This is a genomic window from Kitasatospora sp. NPDC004669 (genome assembly GCF_040609455.1).
Taxonomy (GTDB): domain Bacteria; phylum Actinomycetota; class Actinomycetes; order Streptomycetales; family Streptomycetaceae; genus Kitasatospora.
Window position 1 is genome coordinate 83,869 of record NZ_JBEXKB010000008.1, and the last position, 22,071, is coordinate 105,939.

20 protein-coding genes are annotated in these 22,071 nt (G+C 72.6%); 11 read left to right on the forward strand and 9 right to left on the reverse strand.

Annotation, left to right across the window (positions count from 1 at the left end):
• Nucleotides 1-78: 78 nt before the first annotated feature.
• The 4 genes from ABZW30_RS09385 to ABZW30_RS09400 all read right to left on the reverse strand — a co-directional run bounded on the left by ABZW30_RS09385 (nt 79) and on the right by ABZW30_RS09400 (nt 5,050).
• Nucleotides 79-1,647, reverse strand: coding sequence for an NCS1 family nucleobase:cation symporter-1 (locus ABZW30_RS09385; protein WP_355670435.1), 1,569 nt, complete (start codon nt 1,645-1,647; stop codon nt 79-81).
• A gap of 27 nt (nt 1,648-1,674) precedes the next feature.
• Nucleotides 1,675-2,688 (reverse strand): TIGR03842 family LLM class F420-dependent oxidoreductase, encoded by a 1,014-nt coding sequence (locus ABZW30_RS09390; protein ID WP_355670436.1) that lies wholly within the window; start codon nt 2,686-2,688, stop codon nt 1,675-1,677.
• 77 nt (nt 2,689-2,765) lie between these two features.
• Nucleotides 2,766-4,196: a dihydropyrimidinase gene (gene hydA / locus ABZW30_RS09395; RefSeq protein WP_355670437.1), complete on the reverse strand. Its 1,431-nt coding sequence runs from the start codon at nt 4,194-4,196 to the stop codon at nt 2,766-2,768.
• A gap of 11 nt (nt 4,197-4,207) precedes the next feature.
• A complete protein-coding gene (locus ABZW30_RS09400; RefSeq protein ID WP_355670438.1) occupies nt 4,208-5,050 on the reverse strand; it encodes a nitrilase-related carbon-nitrogen hydrolase in 843 nt (280 codons plus the stop codon).
• 533 nt (nt 5,051-5,583) lie between these two features.
• On the opposite strand from ABZW30_RS09400, the gene ABZW30_RS09405 reads away from it, so the two are divergent.
• The 11 genes from ABZW30_RS09405 to ABZW30_RS09455 all read left to right on the forward strand — a co-directional run bounded on the left by ABZW30_RS09405 (nt 5,584) and on the right by ABZW30_RS09455 (nt 17,259).
• The gene (locus ABZW30_RS09405; RefSeq protein ID WP_355670439.1) at nt 5,584-8,592 is read left to right on the forward strand and encodes a hypothetical protein; all 3,009 of its coding nucleotides are present in this window, start codon (nt 5,584-5,586) and stop codon (nt 8,590-8,592) included.
• A gap of 64 nt (nt 8,593-8,656) precedes the next feature.
• Nucleotides 8,657-8,734 carry a putative leader peptide gene (locus tag ABZW30_RS09410; protein WP_101948289.1) on the forward strand — a complete coding sequence of 26 codons (78 nt, stop codon included), beginning with the start codon at nt 8,657-8,659 and terminating at the stop codon, nt 8,732-8,734.
• 221 nt (nt 8,735-8,955) lie between these two features.
• Nucleotides 8,956-9,480 (forward strand): cysteine dioxygenase family protein, encoded by a 525-nt coding sequence (locus ABZW30_RS09415; protein ID WP_355670440.1) that lies wholly within the window; start codon nt 8,956-8,958, stop codon nt 9,478-9,480.
• Nucleotides 9,474-9,860 (forward strand): rhodanese-like domain-containing protein, encoded by a 387-nt coding sequence (locus ABZW30_RS09420; RefSeq protein ID WP_355670441.1) that lies wholly within the window; start codon nt 9,474-9,476, stop codon nt 9,858-9,860. The genes ABZW30_RS09415 and ABZW30_RS09420 overlap by 7 nt, the downstream gene beginning before the upstream one ends.
• Before the next feature lie 275 nt (nt 9,861-10,135).
• Nucleotides 10,136-11,329 (forward strand): ATP-binding cassette domain-containing protein, encoded by a 1,194-nt coding sequence (locus ABZW30_RS09425; RefSeq protein WP_355670442.1) that lies wholly within the window; start codon nt 10,136-10,138, stop codon nt 11,327-11,329.
• Entirely contained in the window at nt 11,319-11,987 is a 669-nt protein-coding gene (locus tag ABZW30_RS09430) for an ABC transporter permease (protein ID WP_355670443.1), read from the forward strand. Before ABZW30_RS09425 ends, ABZW30_RS09430 begins: the two co-directional genes overlap by 11 nt.
• Nucleotides 11,984-12,661, forward strand: a complete 678-nt coding sequence (locus ABZW30_RS09435; protein WP_355670444.1) for an ABC transporter permease — start codon at nt 11,984-11,986, stop codon at nt 12,659-12,661. Before ABZW30_RS09430 ends, ABZW30_RS09435 begins: the two co-directional genes overlap by 4 nt.
• A gap of 50 nt (nt 12,662-12,711) precedes the next feature.
• Nucleotides 12,712-13,644, forward strand: a complete 933-nt coding sequence (locus tag ABZW30_RS09440; RefSeq protein WP_355670445.1) for an ABC transporter substrate-binding protein — start codon at nt 12,712-12,714, stop codon at nt 13,642-13,644.
• 138 nt (nt 13,645-13,782) lie between these two features.
• Complete coding sequence (locus ABZW30_RS09445; protein WP_355670446.1) at nt 13,783-14,379, forward strand: hypothetical protein; 597 nt, start codon at nt 13,783-13,785, stop codon at nt 14,377-14,379.
• Nucleotides 14,380-14,718: 339 nt separating this feature from the next.
• Complete coding sequence (locus tag ABZW30_RS09450; protein WP_355670447.1) at nt 14,719-15,132, forward strand: hypothetical protein; 414 nt, start codon at nt 14,719-14,721, stop codon at nt 15,130-15,132.
• 384 nt (nt 15,133-15,516) lie between these two features.
• A complete protein-coding gene (locus ABZW30_RS09455) occupies nt 15,517-17,259 on the forward strand; it encodes a carbohydrate binding domain-containing protein (protein ID WP_355670448.1) in 1,743 nt (580 codons plus the stop codon).
• Between the two features lie 144 nt (nt 17,260-17,403).
• On the opposite strand, the gene ABZW30_RS09460 is transcribed toward ABZW30_RS09455, so the two are convergent.
• The 5 genes from ABZW30_RS09460 to ABZW30_RS09480 all read right to left on the reverse strand — a co-directional run bounded on the left by ABZW30_RS09460 (nt 17,404) and on the right by ABZW30_RS09480 (nt 22,060).
• Entirely contained in the window at nt 17,404-18,690 is a 1,287-nt protein-coding gene (locus tag ABZW30_RS09460; protein WP_355670449.1) for a multidrug effflux MFS transporter, read from the reverse strand.
• Nucleotides 18,691-18,929: 239 nt separating this feature from the next.
• Nucleotides 18,930-19,412 (reverse strand): hypothetical protein, encoded by a 483-nt coding sequence (locus ABZW30_RS09465; protein ID WP_355670450.1) that lies wholly within the window; start codon nt 19,410-19,412, stop codon nt 18,930-18,932.
• 362 nt (nt 19,413-19,774) lie between these two features.
• Nucleotides 19,775-20,653: an alkaline phosphatase family protein gene (locus ABZW30_RS09470; protein ID WP_355670451.1), complete on the reverse strand. Its 879-nt coding sequence runs from the start codon at nt 20,651-20,653 to the stop codon at nt 19,775-19,777.
• A 175-nt stretch (nt 20,654-20,828) separates the two neighbouring features.
• Nucleotides 20,829-21,689 carry an ATP-grasp domain-containing protein gene (locus tag ABZW30_RS09475; RefSeq protein WP_355670452.1) on the reverse strand — a complete coding sequence of 287 codons (861 nt, stop codon included), beginning with the start codon at nt 21,687-21,689 and terminating at the stop codon, nt 20,829-20,831.
• Entirely contained in the window at nt 21,686-22,060 is a 375-nt protein-coding gene (locus ABZW30_RS09480) for a hypothetical protein (RefSeq protein WP_355670453.1), read from the reverse strand. The genes ABZW30_RS09475 and ABZW30_RS09480 overlap by 4 nt, the downstream gene beginning before the upstream one ends.
• Nucleotides 22,061-22,071: the final 11 nt, after the last annotated feature.

The following is a 22,071-nucleotide window of genomic DNA, read 5'->3' on the forward strand; positions in this document are numbered from 1 at the left end:
CCGCCGTCATCTGTTCGCCGTTGTCCGTCCGCCGCTGTCCGTCCGCTGAATCCGGTCGGTCGCTCCCCGGGCCACCGATCACCCGCCCGCCGCGTGCCGCCCCGCGCCCGTTCCCCGCCACCCGCCGAACACCGCGCTGAGCCCCAGGTACAGCACCGACGCCGACGCGAAACCGACCGCCCAGCCGTAGTCGGCGAGCGGTTTGAGGAAAGGGATCACCCCGTCCACCGGGAACGGGCCCTGCTTCACCCCGCGCCCGTCGACGGGCGAGTACGAGCCCCCGACCGCCAGCAGGCCGCCGACCAGCAGCGCGACCACCGCCCGCCAGTTCCACCCGGCCGTGTACCAGTACGCGCCGAACGGACGGTAGAGGTCGGCGAGGTGGAGGCTGGTTCGGCGCACGACCCAGTAGTCCGCGATCAGCACCCCGGCCACCGTTCCGAGCAGTCCGCCGACCACTCCCAGCCAGACGTAGATGTAAACGTGCGGGTCGGCGATCAGCCTCCAGGGGAAGATCGCGATCCCGACCACGCCGGTGATCAGCGCCCCGGTGCGGAAGTCGACGAACCGGGGCAGCAGGTTGGTCAGGTCGTAGGCCGGGGAGACGACGTTGGCCGCGATGTTCACCGACAGCGTCGCGATCAGGACGGTCAGCAGCGCGAACAGGATGGCGACCGGGTTCTCCAACTTCGCGGCCAGCTTGATCGGATCCCACACCGGTTCGCCGTAGACCGCCTCGGAGCCCGAGGTGACCAGCACCGACAGCAGCGCGAAGAGCGTCATCGTCGTCGGCAGGCCGAGCGCCTGGCCGCGGATCTGGGCCCGCTGGCTGCCGCCGAAGCGGGTGAAGTCGGGGATGTTGAGCGACAGGGTGGACCAGAAGCCGATCATCCCCATCAGCGACGGGAAGAAGACCTTCCAGAACCCCTTGCCCCAGCCCAGCTGGGACGGCTGGGAGAGCAGCGGCCCCAACCCGCCCGCCTTGACGGCCATCCACACCAGCATGGCGAGCGCTCCGACGATGACGAACGGCGCCGCCCAGTTCTCGAAGCGCCGCAGCGCCTCCATCCCGCGGGCGATGACGGCCATCTGGATCAGCCAGAACAGCAGGAACGAGAGCCACTGCGTCCACGGGTATCCGCCGAGCTCCGGTGCCGTGCGCCAGGATTCGCCGAACAGCTTGCCCACCAGCAGGAAGATGCCCTCACCGCCGATCCAGGTCTGGATGCCGAACCACGCGCAGGCCACCGCCGCCCGGATCAGTGCGGGCAGGTTGGCCCCGCGCAGCCCGAACGAGGCCCGGGCGAACACCGGGAACGGGATGCCGTACTTGGTACCCGCGTGTCCGGTGAGCAGCATCGGGAACAGCACGATCAGATTGGCGAGCGCGATGGTCAGCACCGCCTGTTTCCAGTCCATGCCGATCGCGACCAGGCCCGAAGCCAGCGTCCAGGACGGGATGTTGTGGGCCATGCCGACCCAGAGCGCCAGGAAGTTGTACGTGGTCCAGGTGCGCTGCCGCACCGGGACCGGCCGCAGGTCGTCACTGGTGAAGCCGTTGGGAGGCAACGCCCCGTCGGCCGGGTCGAGTTCGACCCGGCCGTCGGGGTACTGCCGCTGTCTGCCGCCGGTCGCGGAGTCGGTCATGGGCAACTCCCGTCTGACACAAGGGGATCAGAGATGGGGGATGACGTCCGTTCCGTAGGCGTCGATGGTGGCCTCGACGGCGTCGTGCATGGCATAGACGGCGAACTGGTCGACGCCGAGCGAGCGGAGCTCCGCCAGTCGGGCGCGCTGAGCCTCCACCGGCCCGATGAGGCAGAAGCGGTCGACGATCTCGTCGGGGACGAACGTCGTGTCGGGGTTCCCGGCCCGGCCGTGGTGACTGTAATCGTAGCCCTGGCGGCCCTTGATGTAGTCGGTGAGCGCGTCGGGCACCAGGCCGGAGTGCTCGCCGTAGTGGCTGACCAGGTCGGCCACGTGGTTGCCGACCATCCCGCCGAACCAGCGGCACTGCTCCCGGGCGTGGGCGAGCGCGGCGGGCGAGTCGTCGGTGGTGACGTACGCGGGGGCGGCCACGCAGATGGTGAGCGAGGACGGGTCCCGGCCGGCCTCGACGGCAGCGGCACGGACCGCCTTGACCATGTACTCGGTGAGGTAGGGATCGGCCAACTGCAGGATGAAGCCGTCGGCCTGACGGCCGGTCAGCGCGAGCGCCTTCGGGCCGTACGCGCCCATCCAGATCGGCAGCGCGGCGCCGGGGCCCACCCACGGCAGGTGCATCTCGGTGCCGTCCACCTCGATGGTGCGCCCCTCGGCCAACTCCTTGATGGCGTGCATGGCCTGGGAGAGCCGGTCGAGGGTGGCGGGCCGGCGTCCGGCGACCCGCATGGCGGAGTCGCCGCGGCCGATGCCGCAGACGGTGCGGTTGCCGTACATGTCGTTGAGCGTGGCGAACAGGGAGGCGGTGACCTCCCAGGTGCGGGTGGAGGGGTTGGTGACCATCGGGCCGACGGTCAGGCGTTCGGTCTCGGCGAGGATCCGGCTGTAGATGACGAAGGGCTCCTGCCACAGCACGCAGGAGTCGAAGGTCCAGCCGTGGCTGAACCCGGCCTGTTCGGCGCGGATCATCCGGTCGATGAGCAGGCGGGCGGGCGGGTCGGTCTGCAGGACGAGGCCGATGTCCATGGATGGCTCCGGGAGGGGTGGGAGGGCGTCCCGGGGTCGGCGTGTGCCGCGCGACCCCGGGCGGGAGAAGGGAGGGCTCAGGTCAGGTACTGGCAGGTGTCACGGCGCAGGAAGGCACCGTGACCGGCCCGGCCGAGCCAGCTGCCGCCGTCCAGCACGACGGTGCCGCGTGAGAGCACCGTCCGCGCCCGGCCGGTGAGTTGTCGGCCCTCGTAGGCCGAGTAGTCCACGTTCATGTGGTGGGTGGCGGCGGAGACGGTCTGCACCGCGGCGGGGTCGTAGACGACCAGGTCGGCGTCGGCGCCCGGCGCGATGGTGCCCTTGCGCGGGTGCAGCCCGAACATCCGGGCCGGGGTGGTGCAGGCGATCTCGACCCAGCGGCGCCGGCTGATGTGCCCGTCCACCACGGCCTGGTGGAGCAGGTCCATCCGGTTCTCCACGCCCGGAAGGCCGTTGGGGATCTTCGAGAAGTCGCCGCGGCCGAGCTCCTTCTGCCCGACGTAGCAGAACGGGCAGTGGTCGGTGGAGACCACCTGGAGGTCGTTGGTGCGCAGCCCCCGCCAGAGCGCCTCCTGGTGCTCGCGGGGCCGAAGCGGCGTGCTGCACACGTACTTGGCGCCCTCGAAGCCGTCCGCGCCCTCCTCGGCGAGGTTGTCGGTGGAGAGGAAGAGGTACTGCGGGCAGGTCTCGCCGAAGACGTTGAGCCCGGCATCGCGGGCCTGGGCGAGTTCGGCGAGGGCGGAGGCGGCGGAGACGTGCACCACGTAGAGCGGGCTGCCGGCCACCTGGGCGAGCTTGATGGCCCGGTGGGTGGCCTCGGCCTCCAGCAGTTCGCGGCGGACCTCGCCGTGGTGGCGCGGGGCGGTGTGACCGGCGGCGAGGGCCTGTTCGACCAGGACGTCGATGGCGATGCCGTTCTCGGCGTGCATCATGATCAGCCCGCCGTTGGCGGCGCCGCGCTGCATGGCGCGCAGGATGCGGCCGTCGTCGCTGTAGAAGACACCGGGGTAGGCCATGAACAGCTTGAAGGAGGTGGACTCGCCGGAGTCGACGAGGGCGTCCATCTCCTTGAGGACGGCGTCGTTGACGTCGGAGACGATGGTGTGGAAGGCGTAGTCGACGGCGCAGTTGCCCTCGGCCTTGGCGTGCCAGGTGTCCAGGCCCTCGCGCAGCGAGCCGCCGACGGGCTGGACGGCGAAGTCGACGATGGTGGTGGTGCCGCCCCAGGCGGCGGCGCGGGTGCCGGTCTCGAAGGTGTCTGAGGCCGCGGTGCCGCCGAAGGGCAGCTCCATGTGCGTGTGGGCGTCGACGCCGCCCGGGATGACGTAGTGGCCGGTGGCGTCGATGACGGTCTCGGCGGTCCAGGCCTCGGCGGCGGCGCTGCCGGTGGCGGCCAGCGCGGCGATGCGTTCGCCCTCGATGAGGACGTCGGCGTGGAGTTCGTCGGTGGCGGTGATGACGAGGCCGCCGCGGACGACGGTGCGCTGGTGCGGGTCGCGGGTGGTCATCGCGGTGCTCCTCAGGCCTCGGCGAGCGGTCCGTAGGCGTCGGGCCGGCGGTCGCGGTAGAACGCCCACTGCTGGCGGACCTGTTCGATCAGATCCAGGTCCAGGTCGCGGACGACGAGTTCCTCCTCCTTGTCGGAGGCGACGTCGCCGACGAACTGGCCGCGCGGGTCGACGAAGTAGGAGGTGCCGTAGAAGTCGTTGTCGCCGTACTCCTCGGTGCCGACCCGGTTGATGGCGGCGACGAAGTACTCGTTGGCGACGGCGGCGGCGGGCTGTTCGAGCTGCCACAGGTAGGCGGACAGGCCGCGGCTGGTGGCGGAGGGGTTGTAGACGATCTGCGCGCCGGCCAGGCCCAGGGCACGCCAGCCCTCGGGGAAGTGGCGGTCGTAGCAGATGTAGACGCCGACCTTGCCGACGGCGGTGTCGAAGACGGGCCAGCCGAGGTTGCCGGGCTTGAAGTAGTACTTCTCCCAGAATCCCTTGACCTGCGGGATGTGGTGCTTGCGGTACTTGCCGAGGTAGCTGCCGTCCGCGTCGATCACGGCGGCGGTGTTGTAGTAGACGCCGGTCTGCTCCTCCTCGTAGACCGGAACGACCATGACCAGGCCGAGTTCGCGGGCGAGCTCGCGCATCCGGCGCACGGTCGGGCCGTCCGGGACGGCCTCGGACCAGCGGTAGTGCTCGGGCTCCTGGACCTGACAGAAGTACGGGGAGTTGAAGACCTCCTGGAAGCCGATGATCTTCGCGCCCTGGGCGGCGGCCTCACGGGCGTACCGCTCGTGGAGGGCGATCATGCTCTCCTGGTCGCCGGTCCAGCGGGTCTGGACGAGCGCGGCACGGACGATCTGCGACATGGGTACCTCCGCAACTCCGGGGCCCGGCCGAGCGGTCGGGCCCGCGGTCTGAGGGTTGACGGGGTGGGTCTCTCCTGCGGGTCCGCTCGGGGAACCGCAGGGGTCTACGTGCGTAGAAAGCGATCTGTAGACGGTAGGCCGGGCCTTGGTGGCCTGACAATACGTTGGCGGTAACGCGTCTGGGGCGATCTTGTTACGCGGACACGCGGGTGGCCCGGGGTGGGATGAAACGCTCATCTACCCCGGAAGTGCGCTCCTTACTCATTCGAGTGAATGCGGGCGCCCGGGGTGCGGAATCGGCCACCGCCGGGTAAAACGCCGGTGGATGCCGCGACGGACCGTCACACCGGGGCCTGGAGGCGTCAATTCGGGGATCGGGCAGGGGAATCGGACGACGGCACGGCGACGACACGGGGTGGCATCAGGACCAAGGAGTGGTGTGGGTGGCAGCGTTCAGCAAGCGCGCGGAGCGTACTGCGGGTACTCCGGATACGGCGGGCCCTTCAGGCGCGACGGGTCCTTCGGGTGCGGCCGTGGGTGACGGCCAGGCGGCGGGGCGCCCGCCCGCCCTGCCCGCGTGGGCGGGCCTGCTGCTCGCCCTCGGCGCCCTGCTCCCGTTGGTCCTCGGCCGGCTGCTGTACCACCGGCAGGCGCCCCCTGCGCGGGAGGTCGCCCTGCGGCTGGCCGGTTCCCGTACCGCCGCCGAGGCGGTGGTCGGCGAGCACGCCGGGGACTACGCGGCCGCCCTGCGCGCCGAGGTCTGGCTGACCGCCGGGTGCGGGCTCACGCTGGTGGCCGCGGCGCTGCTCGGCGGGTACGTGCTCGGCCGGCGGCGGCGGGCCCTGGTCCTCACGGTCGGCGGGGCCGGGCTGCTCGCGGCCGGTTGCGACCTCACCGGGAACGTTCTGCTGCGCATCGGGCTCGACCACGGCGGCTCCGACACCCCGTTCGCGCTGGCGGCCGCGCTCTCCACCGTCGCCTGGCTGCTGCTCCCGCCCGCCGGGGTGGTGGCGGCGGGCCTGCTGACGGTGACGGCCGCCCGGGCGGTACGCGGGCTGCTGCCCTCCTCGTCGAAGCCCGCGGACGAGACCGACCCGGAGCGTCCGGCGCTGATCCCGCCCTGGCCGACGGCCGCCCGGCACGGCGGGCAGCCGTCCGAGGAGCCACCCGACGCCCGCACCCACTGGCGCGAAGCCGCCCGGGTGCCGCCCGGCCGCGAGCCCGCCGAGCTGGGCTTCTGCGCCTCGGGCGGTGGCATCCGCTCGGCCTGCGTCACGCTCGGCGCCCTCCAGGCGCTGCGCCCGTGGCTCAAACGGGCGCGGTACCTGGTCTCCGTCTCTGGCGGCGGCTACACCGTGGGCGCACTGCAGCTCGCGCTCAGCGACTCCGCCCCCGGCAGCCCGGTGCACGCCGTCTCGGGGCTGACGGCCGACACCGTGCTGGAGCCCGGCTCCCCGGAGGAGGACCACCTCCGCCGCCACAGCAAGTTCATCGCCGACGGCACCGGCGAGTGGCTGGTCGCCCTCGGGACGCTGCTGCGCGGCGTGCTGTCGGCGCTCACCCTGCTGCTGGCCGCCGTCCTGGTGCTCGGCCTCGGCCTCAGCCGCTTCTACCACGCCCTCCCCCTCACCGACCTGGACGGCCTGGCGGCGGCCGGACTGCGGCACGCGGGCGCCGTACCGGGCGAGTTGGTGTTCCGGACGCCCGCGCTGGCCGCCGTCGGAGCGCTGCTCGCCGCGGCGGCCGGATGCTGGCTGCTGTGGCTGCTGGCCTTCCCGCCGCTCGGCTGGCACGCGCTGCTGCCACGCACGCTGCACCGGCTCTACTACGCCGCGCTCGCGCTGGCCGCCCTGCTGGCCGTCGGGGTGCTGGCGGTGCCGGGGCTGGCCTGGGGCGCGGTCCGGCTCCAACAGGCGCTGGCGGCCGGTCCGCAGCTGACCGGCGCCGGGCTCAGCCTGACCGTGGTGCTGAGCTACCTCGCGCTCCTGCTCGGCATACTCTGGCGCGACCGCCGCACGATCCGCAGCGGCGCGGCCGCGGTCGCCGGGGCACTGCGCGGCATCGGCCGGCTCGGCGGCCGGATGACCGCCAACCTGCCGCAGTACGTCGTGGTGTGGGCGGCCCTCACCGCGCTGACGGCGGGCGCGCTGCTGGCCCTCGGCTGGGCGGTCGCCACGGGGTACGCCTGGCCGACGGCCGTCCAGGTGCTGCTGCCGCTGGTGCTCGGCGCGGTCGGACTCAACCTCGACCAGACCTGGATGAGCCTGCACCCGTTCTACCGGCTGCGCCTGGCCTCGGCGTTCGCGGTCCGCCGGGTCAACGAGGGCGGCCGGTCGTTCGCCCGCCGGTACGACTTCTACCGCGAGCAGACCTGGCTGAGCCACTACGCCGCCCGGCACCCCGACTTCCCGCAGGTGATCTTCTCCACCGCGGCCAACCTCTCCGGCAACTCCCGTACGCCGCCGGGCCGTCGGGCGGTCTCCTTCTCGCTCTCCCACGACTACGTGGGCGGTCCGGACGTCGGGTACGCGCGCACCGACCTGCTGGAGCGGCGCACCCGGCGGCACATCGCCCGGGACCTCACCGTCCAGTCGGCGATGGCCGTCTCCGGCGCCGCCTTCTCCTCCGCCATGGGGCGCCAGTCCCAGGTCTACCAGGGCCTGTTCGCGGTGACCAACGCCCGGCTCGGGACATGGCTGCCCAACCCGGCGGTGCTCGGCCCGGTCTGGTCCGGCGCCCCGGACTGGCGCCGAGCGGCGCAGCCCGCGGTCCGTCGGCTCCCGTACCAACTGCGGGAGCTGACCGGCCGGTTCCCGGCGGACGACCGCTTCCTGCTCACCACCGACGGCGGCCACTACGAGAACCTCGGGTTGGTCGAGCTGCTGCGGCACCGGGTGCGGACGGCCGTGTGCATCGACGCCAGCGGGGACTCGGGCTACGCCGCGAACCTGGCCGCCGCGATCACCCTGGCCCGCGAGGAGCTCGGCATCGTGATCACCCTGCACCGGCCGGAGCTGCTGATCCCGGGCAGCGCCACCGCCGACCAGCACGGGGCCGGCGACCGGGACGGGGCCGCTGGGCGGGACGGGGCCGGCGCACCGCTGCGCGGGCTGGCGGCCCAGCTCTCCGACCGACTCTCGGCCCGCGGGGTGATCACCGGCGACATCCGCTACCCCGACACCGACGGCCGGCCGGAGCCCGACCGGCACGGCACTCTGATCGTCCTCCAGGCGGTGTTGACCGCCGACATGCCGTACGAGCTGCACTCCTACGCGGTGGCGAACCGGGCCTTCCCGAACGACGGCACCAGTGACCAGTGGTTCAACCACCAGCAGTTCGACGCCTACCAGACGCTCGGCCGCTACCTGGGCGAGCAGGCGGGGCCGGTGATCGAACAGGCACTGTCGCCCGCCGGGGGCTCCGCCGTCGCGCCGGTCCCCGCGCAGCCGCCCGGCGGCTCGCCCTCGACGCCGTCCGGCCACTGCGCACAGGCGCCGTCGGCCGCGGCTGCCCCGGCGCCGTGCCGCTCCGCCGAGGGTTAACAGGGCGCAACAGTCGGGCGTCCCGGCTTGACTTCGTCCGACCGGCTCGGAAAGGATCCGGTTCATGGACTCCGGCACCACTCTGGTTTGCCGCCTGCACGTCGATCTGCGACGCCAGGCGAGTTCCATCTGTGCCTGTTGACCTTGTTCTCCCCCGCCGGTCCCACCCTGTGACGTCCACCAGGGCCCGCGCCGCGCACCTGCACCCGCAGTTCTGACTCCCGCCCGCCCGGCGGCACCGTGCGTGCCGTGCCCGGTGGTGCCGGGCCGCTCCGTCGGCCCGCGCCCGCCCAGGCACCAGCGCTTCGGCCGCCGCACCCGGACGCACCCCGCCGACGTTCCCGCCGCACCCGAGGACGCCCCATGAGCCCGGACCTCGCCGCCGAGACCCCGACGCACACCCCCGAGACACCCCCCGCCGAGCGCGCCCGTGCTCCGCTCACCCCGAACGCCCTGCGGACCGTCGTCCGCGAGCTGGCCGAGCGGCCCGAGCGGTGGATCCACCTGGTCCGCCTCTCCGCCGAGGAGCGCTGGTACCGGCGCCTGGTGGCCGAGGACGACCACGAGGTGTGGCTGATCAGCTGGCTGCCCGGCCAGTCCACCGGCTTCCACGACCACGGCGGCTCGCGCGGCGCGTTCACCGTCGCCCTCGGCGAGTTGGAGGAGCTGTCCCTCGGCGGCCCGGAGCAGGGCCTGTTGATCCGCCGGGTCCCGGCCGGGACCGCCCGGGCCTTCGGCCCCGAGTACGTGCACGACGTCCGCAACACCGCTTCCGGCCCGGCCGTCACCCTGCACGCCTACTCGCCGCCGCTCAGCTCGATGGCGCACTACGACCTGCGGGCCGGTGGGCTCGTCCGCACCTCGGAGGAAGGACCGGAGCAGTGGTGACCACGATCGACGACCTGCTGGAGCGCGCCCGCGAAGGCGTGCACCGCCCGCGCGCCCGGGAGGCGTACCAGGCCCAGTTGGAGGGCGCGCTGCTGGTGGACATCCGTCCGGCGGCGCAGCGGGCGGCCGAGGGCGAGATCCCCGGCTCGCTCATCATCGAGCGCAATGTCCTGGAGTGGCGGCTCGACCCGACGGGCAGTCACCGCATCCCCGAGGCCACGGGCTACGACATCGAGCCGATCGTGGTCTGCTCCGAGGGCTACGCCTCCAGCCTGGCCGCCGCGTCGCTGCGTGCGCTGGGACTGCACCGGGCGACCGACCTGGACGGCGGCTTCGCCGGCTGGGCGGCCGCGGGGCTGCCGACCCGCCCGGGCGGCTGAGCCGCGGGCCCGAGCGGAGCACGGAAGCGGCGCGGCGAACGGGGGCTCAAGCCTGGTCTGAGCCGGGCTCCACGGCGCGTGCCACACGGTAAATCACGGACAGGAGATAATTCAGGTCATAATCTGATCGGAGTTTCCGCCGGTCCAAACCTGGGCAACCACGCGGGCGGAAGAACGCCCGGGCGGTTGGAGCCGCCGTCAATCGAACGACCCGACCGAACGACCGAACGACACAGGCGCCGCCTCCCCGGGGCGCCCTGACGAGGAAACACCCCGTGATCAGATTCGAGGGCGCCGGCAAGCGCCACCCCGACGGCACCATCGCCGTCGAGGGCCTGGACCTGGACGTCCCGACCGGTCGGATAACCGTCCTGGTAGGACCGTCCGGCTGCGGCAAGACCACCCTGCTGCGCATGGTCAACCGGATGGTCGAGCCCACCTCGGGCCGGGTGCTGCTGGACGGCACCGACGTCGCCCAGCTGGAACCCGCCAAGTTGCGCCGGGGCATCGGCTACGTGATCCAGCAGGCCGGGCTCTTCCCGCACCGGCGGGTGATCGACAACATCGCCACCGTCCCCTACCTGCTCGGCTGGGACCGCAAGAAGGCCCGCGCCCGGGCCGCCGAACTGCTCGAACTGGTCGGGCTCGTCCCCGAGACCGCCAAGCGCTACCCGTTCCAGCTGTCCGGCGGCCAGCAGCAGCGGGTCGGCGTGGCCCGCGCACTGGCCGCCGACCCGCCGGTGCTGCTGATGGACGAGCCGTTCAGCGCCGTCGACCCGGTGGTGCGCGCCGGGCTGCAGGACGAGCTGCTGCGGCTGCAGTCCGAGCTGCACAAGACGGTGCTGTTCGTCACCCACGACATCGAGGAGGCCGTCCGGCTCGGCGACCAGGTCGTGGTGCTGCGCGAGCACGGTCGGATCGCCCAACTGGCCGACCCACACACCCTGCTGACCGCCCCTGCCGACGACGGCGTGGCCGCCTTCCTCGGCCGCGACCGGGGCCTGCGCGGTCTCGGGCTGCGCCCCGCCGGCGCCGTCCCGCTCCGCCCGGTCGGCGAGGGAGTCCGGTACGGGGGCTGGGAGTTGGCCCTGGACGACGAGCGCCGCCCGATCGGCTGGATCGACCGCAACGCCGTCGCCGCCGAGCTGCAGCCGGTGGCCGGCTACCGCCCGGACACCGACACCCTGCGCACCGCCCTGGACTCCGCCGTGCTCTCCCCCGTCGGGGTCGCGGTCGCGCTGGACGCCGAGGGCCGGGCCACCGGCACCGTGAGCCGCGAGGCGATCTTCGCGGCGCTCGCGCCTGTCACGGGAACCGGCGCCGCCTTCGACAAGAGAGTCAACACCGGCGAGCCGGCCGGCACCGATGGGGCGAGCGGCACCGCCGAGACCGCCGGCACCGACACGACGACCGGCGCCGACGAGACGACCGGAGCCGATCGGGCGGACGGAGCCGACGATGGACGATGAACCGATCGTCCGCTGGTACTGGATCGGCGACCACCTCGGCTACCTCGGCCATCTGCTCGCCGACCACGCCGTGATCGCCCTGGTCCCGGTGCTCATCGGCCTGCTGCTGGCCGTCCCGCTCGGTCTGGCCTGCGCCCGGTTCCCCCGGCTGTACCAGCCGCTGGCCGCGGTCTTCAACGTCGTCTACGCGCTGCCCTCGCTGGCCGTGTTCGTGGTGCTGATCCCCTACACCGGGCTCGCCACCCAGGCGACCGTGATGATCCCGCTCGCCTTCTACGCCCTCGCCGTGCTGCTGCCGACCACCGTGGACGGGCTGCGCGCCGTCCCCGAGTCCGTCCGACAGGCCGCCACCGCGATGGGGTACGGGCCGTGGCACCGACTGACCTCGGTCGAACTGCCCGCCGCCGTGCCGTACCTGATCGCCGGACTGCGGGTCGCCGCGGTGTCCAGCATCTCGCTGGCCAGCGTCGGCGCACTGGTCGGGCGCGGCGGGCTCGGTTACCTGTTCGTCGACGGCTTCCAGCGCACCTTCCCGACCCCGATCGTGGCCGGCATCGTACTGATCGCCGTGCTCGCGCTGGCCGTCGACCTGCTGTTGGTGGCCGCCCGGCGGCTGCTCGCGCCCTGGGCCGTCCGGGAGAAGGGAGCGGGCTCGTGAACTGGCTCAACTGGCTGAACGACTTCTTCTCCGCCCCGGACCGCCGCAGCGGTCCGGACTCGATCGTGCACCGGATCACCGAGCACCTACTGCTCTCCGGTGAGGCCCTGCTGTTCGCGGCCCTGCTGGCCGTGCCGCTCGGGCTGCTGATCGGCTACACCGGGCGCGGCGTCACCGCGGTCACCGCGCTGGCCGGGGCCGCCCGTGCCCTGCCCACCCTCGGTCTGGTGACGCTCGCGGTGCTGCTCGCCGGGGTCGGCGACACCGCCGTGCTGATCCCACTGGTCGCGCTGGCCGCGCCGCCGCTGCTGGTGGCGGCCGTCGAAGGGGTACGCGGGACCGACCCGGACGTCCGGGACGCCGCGCGCGGCATCGGGCTGACCCACCCCCAGGTGCTCCTCCAGGTCTGTCTGCCGTCGGCCTCGCCGACCCTGCTGGCGGGCTTCCGCACCGCGACCGTCCAGGTGATCGCCACCGCCACGGTGGCCGCCTACGTCGGACTGGGCGGTCTGGGCCGCTACGTCATCGACGGACTGGCCACCCGCCAGTACGCGGTGACCGTCGGCGGCGCGCTGCTGGTGGTGCTGCTCGCGGTCGGCGCCCAGCTGTTCTTCGCCCTGCTCGCCCGGTTCGCGCTCCCGCCCGGGGTGCGCGCCCAGCGCCGGGCCCGCTGAAACTCTCCGCTCCCATCCGTTCCGGAAGGACAACTGTCACCATGTCGACGATGAAGAGAAGCAGGCGCGCCGTCCTCCTCGGCACCCTCGCCACGCTCGCCCTGGGCGCCACCGCTTGCAGCTCCTCCAGCAGCAACCCGCTCGACGGGGGTTCGGGCGCCGCGGCGGGCGCCGCCGCGACCGGCGGCGACTCCGGGTCGACGGTGGTCGTCGGCTCGGCGAACTTCCCGGAGAACGTCCTGCTCGGCTCGATCTACTCGCAGGCCCTCAAGGCCAAGGGCGTCAAGGTCGAGGAGAAGTTCAACATCGGCAGCCGCGAGGTGCTCTACGGGCAGCTGCAGAGCGGCAACCTGACCGTCCTGCCCGAGTACAACGGCTCACTGCTCGCCTACTTGGACGCCAAGGCCACCGCCGTCACCACCCAGGACGTGAACGCGGCGCTGACCAAGACGTTGCCCGCCTCGCTGGGGATCCTCGACTCCTCCCCCGCCGAGGACAAGGACTCGCTCAGCGTCACCCAGGAGGCTGCCGACAAGTACAACCTCAAGAGCATCTCCGACCTGGCCGCCAAGGCCGGCGAGTTCACCATCGGCGGTCCGCCGGAGTTCAAGTCCCGCCGCGAGCAGCAGTTCAAGGACGTCTACGGGCTGACCTTCAAGGAGTGGAAGCCCACCGCCGACACCACCGCGAACGCGCTCAAGGACGGCAGCATCCAGGTCGGCAACGTGTTCACCACCGACCCGAAGATCGTCCAGTACAAGCTCGTCCCGCTGACCGACCCGAAGAACGTCTTCGGCGCGCAGAACGTCACCCCGCTGGTCAGCAAGGCGGGCGTGAACGCCACCGCGACGGCAGCGCTCAACGCGGTGTCGGCCAAGCTGGACACCGCCGGACTGACGGCGCTGATGAAGCGGGTCGCGGTCGACAAGGAGGACCCGTCGGCGGTGGCCAAGGACTGGCTGAAGGCCAACGGGCTCGGCTGACGCCCGGGGCGTACGGCGGACGGTGAACGGCTCGCCCTTCGGACGCCGGTGCGGAGGCCTCGGCTTCCGGGCCGCCGTCCGCCGTCCGCCGTCCGGGGGACCTTCCCCTCGACGCCGCGAACATGACAGTGTGGCGCCATGCGCACTCGACTCCTCGCCGCCACCCTCACGGCACTCGCCGCGGTGAGCCTCGCTGCCTGCTCCAGCTCGGGATCGAGCTCGGGCAAGGCCACCGCCGCGGCCGGTTCCCCCACCACCGCCGCCGCCACCCCGTCCGATGCCTCGACCCCCGGCTCGACCGGCTCGACCGGCTCGACCGCTTCAACGTCCGGGACCGCCGGGACACCCGGCACCCCCGCACCCTCCGCGACCGGCACGGCCGACGGCGCCACGGGCGCACCGGCGCCCGGGACGGACGGCTCGGCCCCGGCCAAGCCCGCCCCGCCCGCCGACGCGGGGCTGCCCGCCAAGCCGGACGCCGACGTGACCGGCAAGGTGGTCGCCGCGCTGAAGGCGATCGACCCGGCGATCGTCGGCGACAAGCCCGACCAGGTGGTGGAGCAGGCCCGCAAGCAGTGCCAGTCGATGTACCAGTTCCCCAAGGACAAGGCGAAGCTGATCGAACTGGCCGACCAGCACTTCACCTCGCCCGACCACCCGCAGGGCTTCGGGCCGGACACCGCCGCGAAGATCAACGACGCGCTGCGCGCCACGCTCTGCCCGCCACCGCGCTAGAGCGCTCAGTGCCCCCTGACCGCCCGGCGTCCTGAGCTCCGGGCAGCCGTGGCCGCGCCCCGCCCGCCGGGTGCGCGGCCATCGGCATCCGCGGACCCTAACTCCCGTACGGGAAAAGGCGGGAGTCGTGTAGGGTCGGTGAAAGGTGAGCCGGGAAGACTGGTCGGCAAGGTGCCGAACCCTGCCCGAGGAGCCACCGTGAACGCCGACCGGACCGCCTCGCCCGCCCCCGCCGACGCCACCCGCCCGCTGCAGCTCGGCCCACTGGTGCGCACGGACGAGCACTGGGTGATCGGCGACCACACCCGCTAGGCCCATCTGGCCCTCCTCCCCGAGGGCATGGAGCACCGCGTCGTCGACCGCGAACCGAAGCTGGTCACCTGGGACCGCTTCCGGGGCATCAGCCTCCAGGTGGCCTGCGACCCCGTCTTCGCCACGAGGTCCGCCGGCTTCCTGTCGCTCCGGCCGTACAGCCCCTGGACGGGCGCCGCGTTGGGCTCCGCGCTGCGCGATCCGGAGGAGGACTGGACCGCGCGATTCACCCACCACCGCGCCTGGTACCCCGCCCGTCACATCCTGCTGCTCCGCTTCATACTGCTGCACGCCGCCTGCGAGCGCCGCACGGAACTCCTGGGTGACGACGAATGGTTGACGCAGGCCGTCATCAAGCTCCAGCCTCCGCGCTACTACCAGGAGACCACCGCCCTGCGGCTGGTCGAGGAGACGCTGGGCGACCTGCGCCGCGCGGCCTGACCACCCGACTCCGCCGCGCCCGGCCGCCGATCCCCCTCCTTCGGCAGCCGAGGCCACATACTGACGAACAGTCAGGTCCCTTGACAGGCCAGTGGTCTAGTCCAAACATAAGCATGTCGATCCGACCGGGATGCACTGTGGGGGTGTGACCACCGGCGGCTGAGGCACCGCCCTGCCCTGTTCCGCTCCGCCCCCGCTCCGTACGGCGTGCGCACGTTCGCACCGTCGCCCGCCTCCACGCGAGTCGACGGGTTCCGCACGCCCTTGTGTCCGTCTCGAACACCCCGGACCGGGGCCCGCGCGGCCGACCCCACACGGCCGCCGATGCCCCGGCCCGCTCGAACCTCCCCAACGTCTTGCCCCACCATGCCTGTTGGAGAATCCATGCGTCTTCACAGAACCGTCCAGGCCGCACTGACGGCCTGCGCCACACTGGCCGCCGCGGCCGGTCCGGTCGCCGCCGGAACGGGCCCCGCCCAGGCCGCGAACCCTCTGCCCAGCCGGGTGTTCGCCCCCTACTTCGAGTCCTGGACGGGCCAGAGTCCCGCCACCCTGGCCGCGCAGTCCGGCGCCAAGTACCTGACGATGGCCTTCCTGCAGGCCGCCACCAAGGGCTCCTGCACCCCGTACTGGAACGGCGACACCTCCAAGCCGGTCTCCTCCTCGACCTTCGGCGCCGACATCGCCACCATTCGGGCCGACGGCGGGGACGTGATCCCCTCCTTCGGCGGCTACACCGCCGACAACACCGGCACCGAGCTGGCCGACAGCTGCACCGACGTCAACCAGATCGCGGCCGCCTACGAGAACCTGATCACCACCTACGACATCAGCCGGATCGACCTCGACATCGAGGACAACTCGCTCACCAACACGGCCGGGATCGACCGCCGCAACAAGGCCATCAAGACCGTGCAGGACTGGGCCGCCGCCAACGGGCGCGCCGTCCAGTTCTCCTACACCCTGCCGACCACCACCGGCGGACTGGCCGCCAGCGGTCTCGCGGTGCTGAAGAACGCGGTCGGCAACAACGCTCGGATCGACGTCGTCAACATGATGACCTTCGACTACTACGACGGCGCCACCCACGACATGGCGGCCGACACCCAGACCTCCGCGCAGGGCCTGTACAACCAGCTGGCCAAGCTCTACCCGTCCAAGACGCCGGCGCAGCTGTGGGGTTCGATCGGGATCACCGAGATGGTCGGCATCGACGACTACGGAGCGGCCGAGACCTTCACGGTGGCGAACGCCACCACCGTCTACAACTGGGCGGTGTCGAAGGGCATCAACACGCTGTCCTTCTGGGCGCTCCAGCGCGACAACGGCGGCTGCCCGGGCAAGGGCGGGGACGACTCCTGCTCCGGCATCAGCCAGAACACCTGGGACTTCTCCCACGTCTTCGCGCCGTTCACCGGCGGCTCAACGGTGACCAACGACTTCTCGGTGGCGGTGAACCCCGACTCGGCCACGGTCACCGCCGGTTCGTCCACCTCGGCGGCCGTCGCGACGGCGGTGACGGCGGGTTCGGCGCAGAGCGTCAGCCTGTCGGTGAGCGGCGCCCCGGCGGGCGTCACCGCCACCGTCACCCCCGGCAGCGTCACCGCAGGCGGCAGCGCGACGCTCGACATCGCCACCACCTCCGCGGTGGCGCCCGGGAGTTACCCGCTGACGATCACGGGCAGCGCGGCCTCCGGCACCCACACCGCGACCTACTCGCTGACCGTCACCGGCACAGCGCCGTCGACCGGCCTGGTCAACGGCGACCTGGAGAGCGGAAGCCTGGCCCCGTGGACCTGCCAGAGCGGCGGCGGCGTGGTCTCCACCCCGGTCCACTCCGGCTCCTACGCGCTGCGGGCCGCGCCCGGCGCGAGCCAGACCGGCGAGTGCTCGCAGACCGTGACGCTGCAGCCCAACACCGGCTACACGCTGAGCGGGTGGGTGCAGGGCGACTACGCCTACGTCGGGGTCAGCGGCGGTGCCACCGCCAGCACCTGGACCGACTCCTCGGGCTGGACCAAGCTGTCCGTGCCGTTCACGACCAGTTCCTCGGGCACCGTGACGGTGTACCTGCACGGCTGGTACGGGCAGGGCAATGTCTACGGGGACGACTTCGCGATCGCCTAGCGGCTGATGACTGACGGCCGACGGCCGACTTGTAACAGATGACGGCTGACAGATTTCAACATCTGTCAGCCGTCATCTGTTCGCCGTCGGTTGCCACCTGCCATCAGTTGTCACCCGCCGCTGGCTCTCCCCCGCCCGCCGAGGTCAGCTCGCCGCGGCCCGAAACCACCCTGGTCGGCACATCGTCACGTACGCCACCGTCGCCAGCACCCCGCACCCCAGCACCACCACCGCCAGCAACACCGCCGACGGCCGTCCGCCGAGGCTGCTCAGCGGCGCGACCAGCGCCCCGCACAGGAAGCTGCCGGCGCCCAGCAGCGCCGAGGCCGTCCCCGCCACCTGCGGCTCGACCATGCCCAACGCCTGCGCCGCCGTGTTCGGCAGGACCACCCCGAGGCTTCCCATCAGCACGAACAGCGGTGGGCAGAACCCAGCCAGCCCGAAGTCCCACACGGTCGTCAGCAGCACCAGCGCCACCCCGGCCGCGATCGCCGTCACGAGCCCGCCCAGCATCAGCGCCCGCGCCGTGAAGCGCGGGGCCAGCACCCGCCCGTTCAGCTGGGTCATCACCACGATCGAGAGCGAGTTCAGCCCGAACAGCAGGCTGTAGGTCTGCGGCGAGACCTGGTACACGTGCTGCAGCACCGTCGACGACCCGCTGATGTAGCCGAACAGCGCACCGAAGGACAGCGAGCTGGTCAACGCAAGTCCCAGGAAGGGACGATGGCGCAGCAGCCGCCCGATGGTGCGCAGCGCCGTGCCCACCCCGCCGCCGTCCCGGGCCTGTGTCGGCAGCGTCTCGCGCAGCGCGCCGAACGCGGCCAGGGTGAGCAGCAGTCCGAGCGCGGTCAGCGCGCCGAAGGTGCCGCGCCAGGAGGTGAACCGCATCAGCTGGGCGCCGATGATCGGGGCGAGGATCGGCGCCAGCCCGGATATCAGCGCGATCGAGGCGAGGAAGCGCAGCATCGCGACGCCCTGGAAGCGGTCCCTGGCGACGGCTCGCCCGATGACCAGCCCCGCCGACCCGGCCGCGCCCTGGACGAAGCGGGCGGCGATCAGCACCGACAGGTTGGGCGCGAGCACGCACACCACCCTGGACACGGTGTAGACGAGCAGGCCGACGAGCAGCGGCGGGCGGCGCCCGAAACGGTCGCTGAGCGGTCCGAAGAGCAGCTGCCCGGCCGCGACCCCGAACATCGAGAAGGTGAGGGTGAGCTGAACGGCCGCCGGTTCGGCCGTCAGGTCCTCGGCGATCGCGGGCAGACCGGGCAGGTAGAGGTCGGTGGTGAGCGGGCCGAGCGCGGTGAGACCGCCGAGGACCGCGATCACCGCCCGGTCGGCACCGGGCCGGCCGATGCCGGACGTGGTGTCTGCTGCGGGTGCGGAAGCGGTCGACGTGTCGTCGGCGGGGCCGACGGTCGGGCCGGGCATGGCTCTCCTAACGGACGCGGTGACGTGGGTTCGCTCGCGATCCGTCCTATCGCAGCCCGGCAGGGGAAAAGACAGCAGGGGTGCGTCCGGGCGGATCCGCCCACTGGCCGATCACAGCACGCCGCACGGCTCACGGCATGCGCGCGACGACGGCCCGCCGGCCACCTTCCGGTGCCAGGCGGGCCGTTCCACTCCCTGGTCAGGACGGCTGATCCGGGATCAGCTCCCGGTCAGCACCCTCAGTGCTTGGCGACGTGCTCGGCCCGACGGGCCGCCTGCACCGCCGCGCCGTCCTGCCACGCGTAGAGCTGGTTGCCGGTGAGTGTCACATTGTAGTGCCCGCAGCTGCCGCTCGCCTTGGTCGCGATGCGCTCCGGGAACCAGCCGGCCTTGAGCGAGGCCGGCACCGGGTGCGGGCCCTTGCCCGGCAGCCCGGCGGTACAGCCGGAGGGCAGCCGGCCCTCGGGGAGGGTGGCGCGCAGCAGGCGGTCGTCACCCGTGGTGGACATCAGGTACTTCACCGAGGAGGCGTTGTCGGGCAGCCAGGTGGGCATCGATCGGCGGTCGGCCTTGGCCTGGGACCCGCTCTCGTACGAGGCCTGCTCCTGGTGGCGCCCGTCCCACCACTCGGACACCCGCGGGCCGATTGCCACGGCGGCCACGGCGACGGCCATGCCGGTGCCCGCGACTCCCAGCGCGACCTTGCTCACGATGCCCTTCATGCCCGACTGCCCTCTCCGTGTCCGGTGCCGATGTGCCGGTTGCCGATGTGACCGTTTCCAGCCGGTCCGGACGGTCCGGAGCGTCCGGAGCGTCCGACGGAATGGTCCGCCGTCCGGCTGTACCTATCGTGGCCCGGGCCGACCCTTCGGATCGTCACCACGAGGTCGCGATCTCGCATCCAACCCACGGGGTACCGTCTCCACCTTCAGGCGTATGTCCGGCGGCCCGATCCCCGAGTACGTGCCGTTCGGGCCCCGATCGAGCCTGGCTGAGGCGCGGGAGCGCCGCAGCCCCGCCTGCTGCACCCGGGGCACGGACCGCCTCGAACGGGTCCGCCGAACAGTGCCGGGGCAGAGGTGGGTCAGACCGTCGCCGGCACCGGTCGGGCGACCGGGAAGGGGCGCCCGTCGAGGGTCCAGTGCGGATCGATGGGGCGCAGCAGGGAGGCGTACACCTGGGCGGCGACGTCGGGGTGGCGGATCTCACCGGTGGGCGGGCCGGCCGGGATGTCGTGCCCGGCGCAGGCGACCCAGGCGGTCCGCTCCTCGACCGTGCGCCCGCCGTGGCCGCCGGCGTCGACGTGCCCGTGGTCGGTGACGACGATGACGGTCCACTGCTCCTGCGCGTAGGTCGCCCGGCCGCGGACGGCGTCGAGCAGACGGCCGAGCCGCTCGTCCGCGGTGCGCATCGAGGCGCGGTACTCCTCGCCGCAGCCGAGGAAGTGGGCGGTCTCGTCGACGGCGCCGAGGTAGACGAAGGAGGCCTCGGGGTCGGCGGTGGAGAGGACGTGGACGGCCTCCCGGGTGACCTCCTCGTCGACGGTCTCCCAGGCCTCGGGGGTGTCCTCGGCCGGGGCTATGTAGGAGAGCCGGCCGGGGGCGCGGAACAGCGGGCCGCCGGACCCGTTGATCATCAGTGGGTCCCAGCCGGCCGCGACGAAGGTGCGGCGGCGGTCGCCGCGGTTGAGGCGGGTGGCGAAGTCGGGGAAGACGTCGAGCCGGTTGCCACCCAGGTGGTTTCCCCAGACGCCGTGCTTGGCGGGCTCGACGCCGGTCACGATGGTGGCCCAGCAGGGGCCGGACATCGTGGGCGTGCTGTCCGCGACGGTGACCGGCACCAGGAACCCGGCCTCGGCGACCTCCTGGAGGCGTGGCATCGGCACCTCGGCCAGGTAGTCGTGGCGTACTCCGTCGATCCCGACGACGAGCACCCGGGGGCGGGGCCACTGAGCTGCGGACATGCTGGGGCTTCCTTTCGGTCGTACACACCCGGCCGCGCCCGTCGAGGGCACCGCCGACCGCGCCATGCTCCACCGCCCGCCGTACCGCTCGGCGTCGCCACGTCGAACGACAGGTGTCCGCGAGGTGTCGGGAAGCCGCCGGTCAGCCGTCGACCGGCTGTCGGTCAGCTGTCCGTCAGATGTCGGTCAGCGCGCGGACGAACCGGCGGTCGGCCTCGGCGAGTTCGGCGGCCGGTCCGGCGGCGCGCAGCACCACGTCGAGGACCCGCTCCGGGTCGGCGGCGTAACAGTGCGCGAACCAGGGCAGGTTGGCCTCGACCACGGCCCAGTGCTCGGCCGGGTCGTACGGGTCGGCGATCGGGCCGACGTCCAGGGCGACGGCGCTGGGCAGGGTGTCGCCGACGGCGTCGAGCAGGCGGCGGGCGAAGGCGGCGGCCCCGTCGGTCAGCGGCGCCGGGTCGAGTCGGCCGAAGCGGGCGTAGCGGCTGCCGGTGAGCACCTCGCCGTCGCGGACGAAAAGCCGGTACTCGGCGGCGAAGGTCACCGGCTCGCTGACCAGGACGGGCATGTCGGGGCCGATCCGCTCGCCGGTGCGCGGCAGCCGGGAGCCGTCCGGGTAGACGGCGGGCGGGATCGACTTGTCGGCGGGCGGCTTGACGAAGGCCGGGTGGCGCAGGGTCCAGGCCTCGGCGAGGGTGGTGAGTTCGATCCGCCGACGGGTGAACTCCTCGGGGAGCCGGGCGAGCCAGTCGTCCCCGGGTTCGAGCAGGGCCAGGCCGAGCGGCGCGGCGATCCGGGCGGCGGCGAGCGGCCCGCCGTACCAGTGGACGGGCCGCCCGGCGAGCCGCTCGAGCGTCCCCGGGCCTTCCAGGACGGCGGTGGTCAGGCCGCGCCGGGCGGCGGCCTCGGCGAGCAGGGTGGTGGTGCTGGTGGTCTGGGCGGAGGTGAGCAGGACCCGCTCCGCCGCGGCCGTGCCCGTACCCGCCTCGCCCGTGCCAGCCTGACCCATGTCCGCCTGGCCCGTGCGCGGCGTCACGGCTGGGGCCGGAACTCGTGGACGACCTCGATGCGGCCGACGATGTGTCGATTGAACTCGGCCAACTCATCAGCTGGCACCCAGAGTTCGAGGATGGTCCGACCGCCGGCCCGCTGCACGGGGTAGCGGGTGAGGAAGTCGGTCTCGACCTCGAAGCGGGTGACGTAGCCGACGCCGGAGGCGGGCACGTTCCAGTCGCGGGCGATCCGGATCGCGTAGTCCTCGTTGAGGACGGGGTAGAAGATCGGCTGCTCGGGCAGCCGGGGCGGCCAGGCACGCCGGTCGGCGGCCTCGACCAACGCCAGCTCCTGCGGCCCGGTGGGGCGCCAGAGGGTGGTGGTCGGGGGCATCCGGGTGCTCTGGCCGTTCATGGCGGGAACGG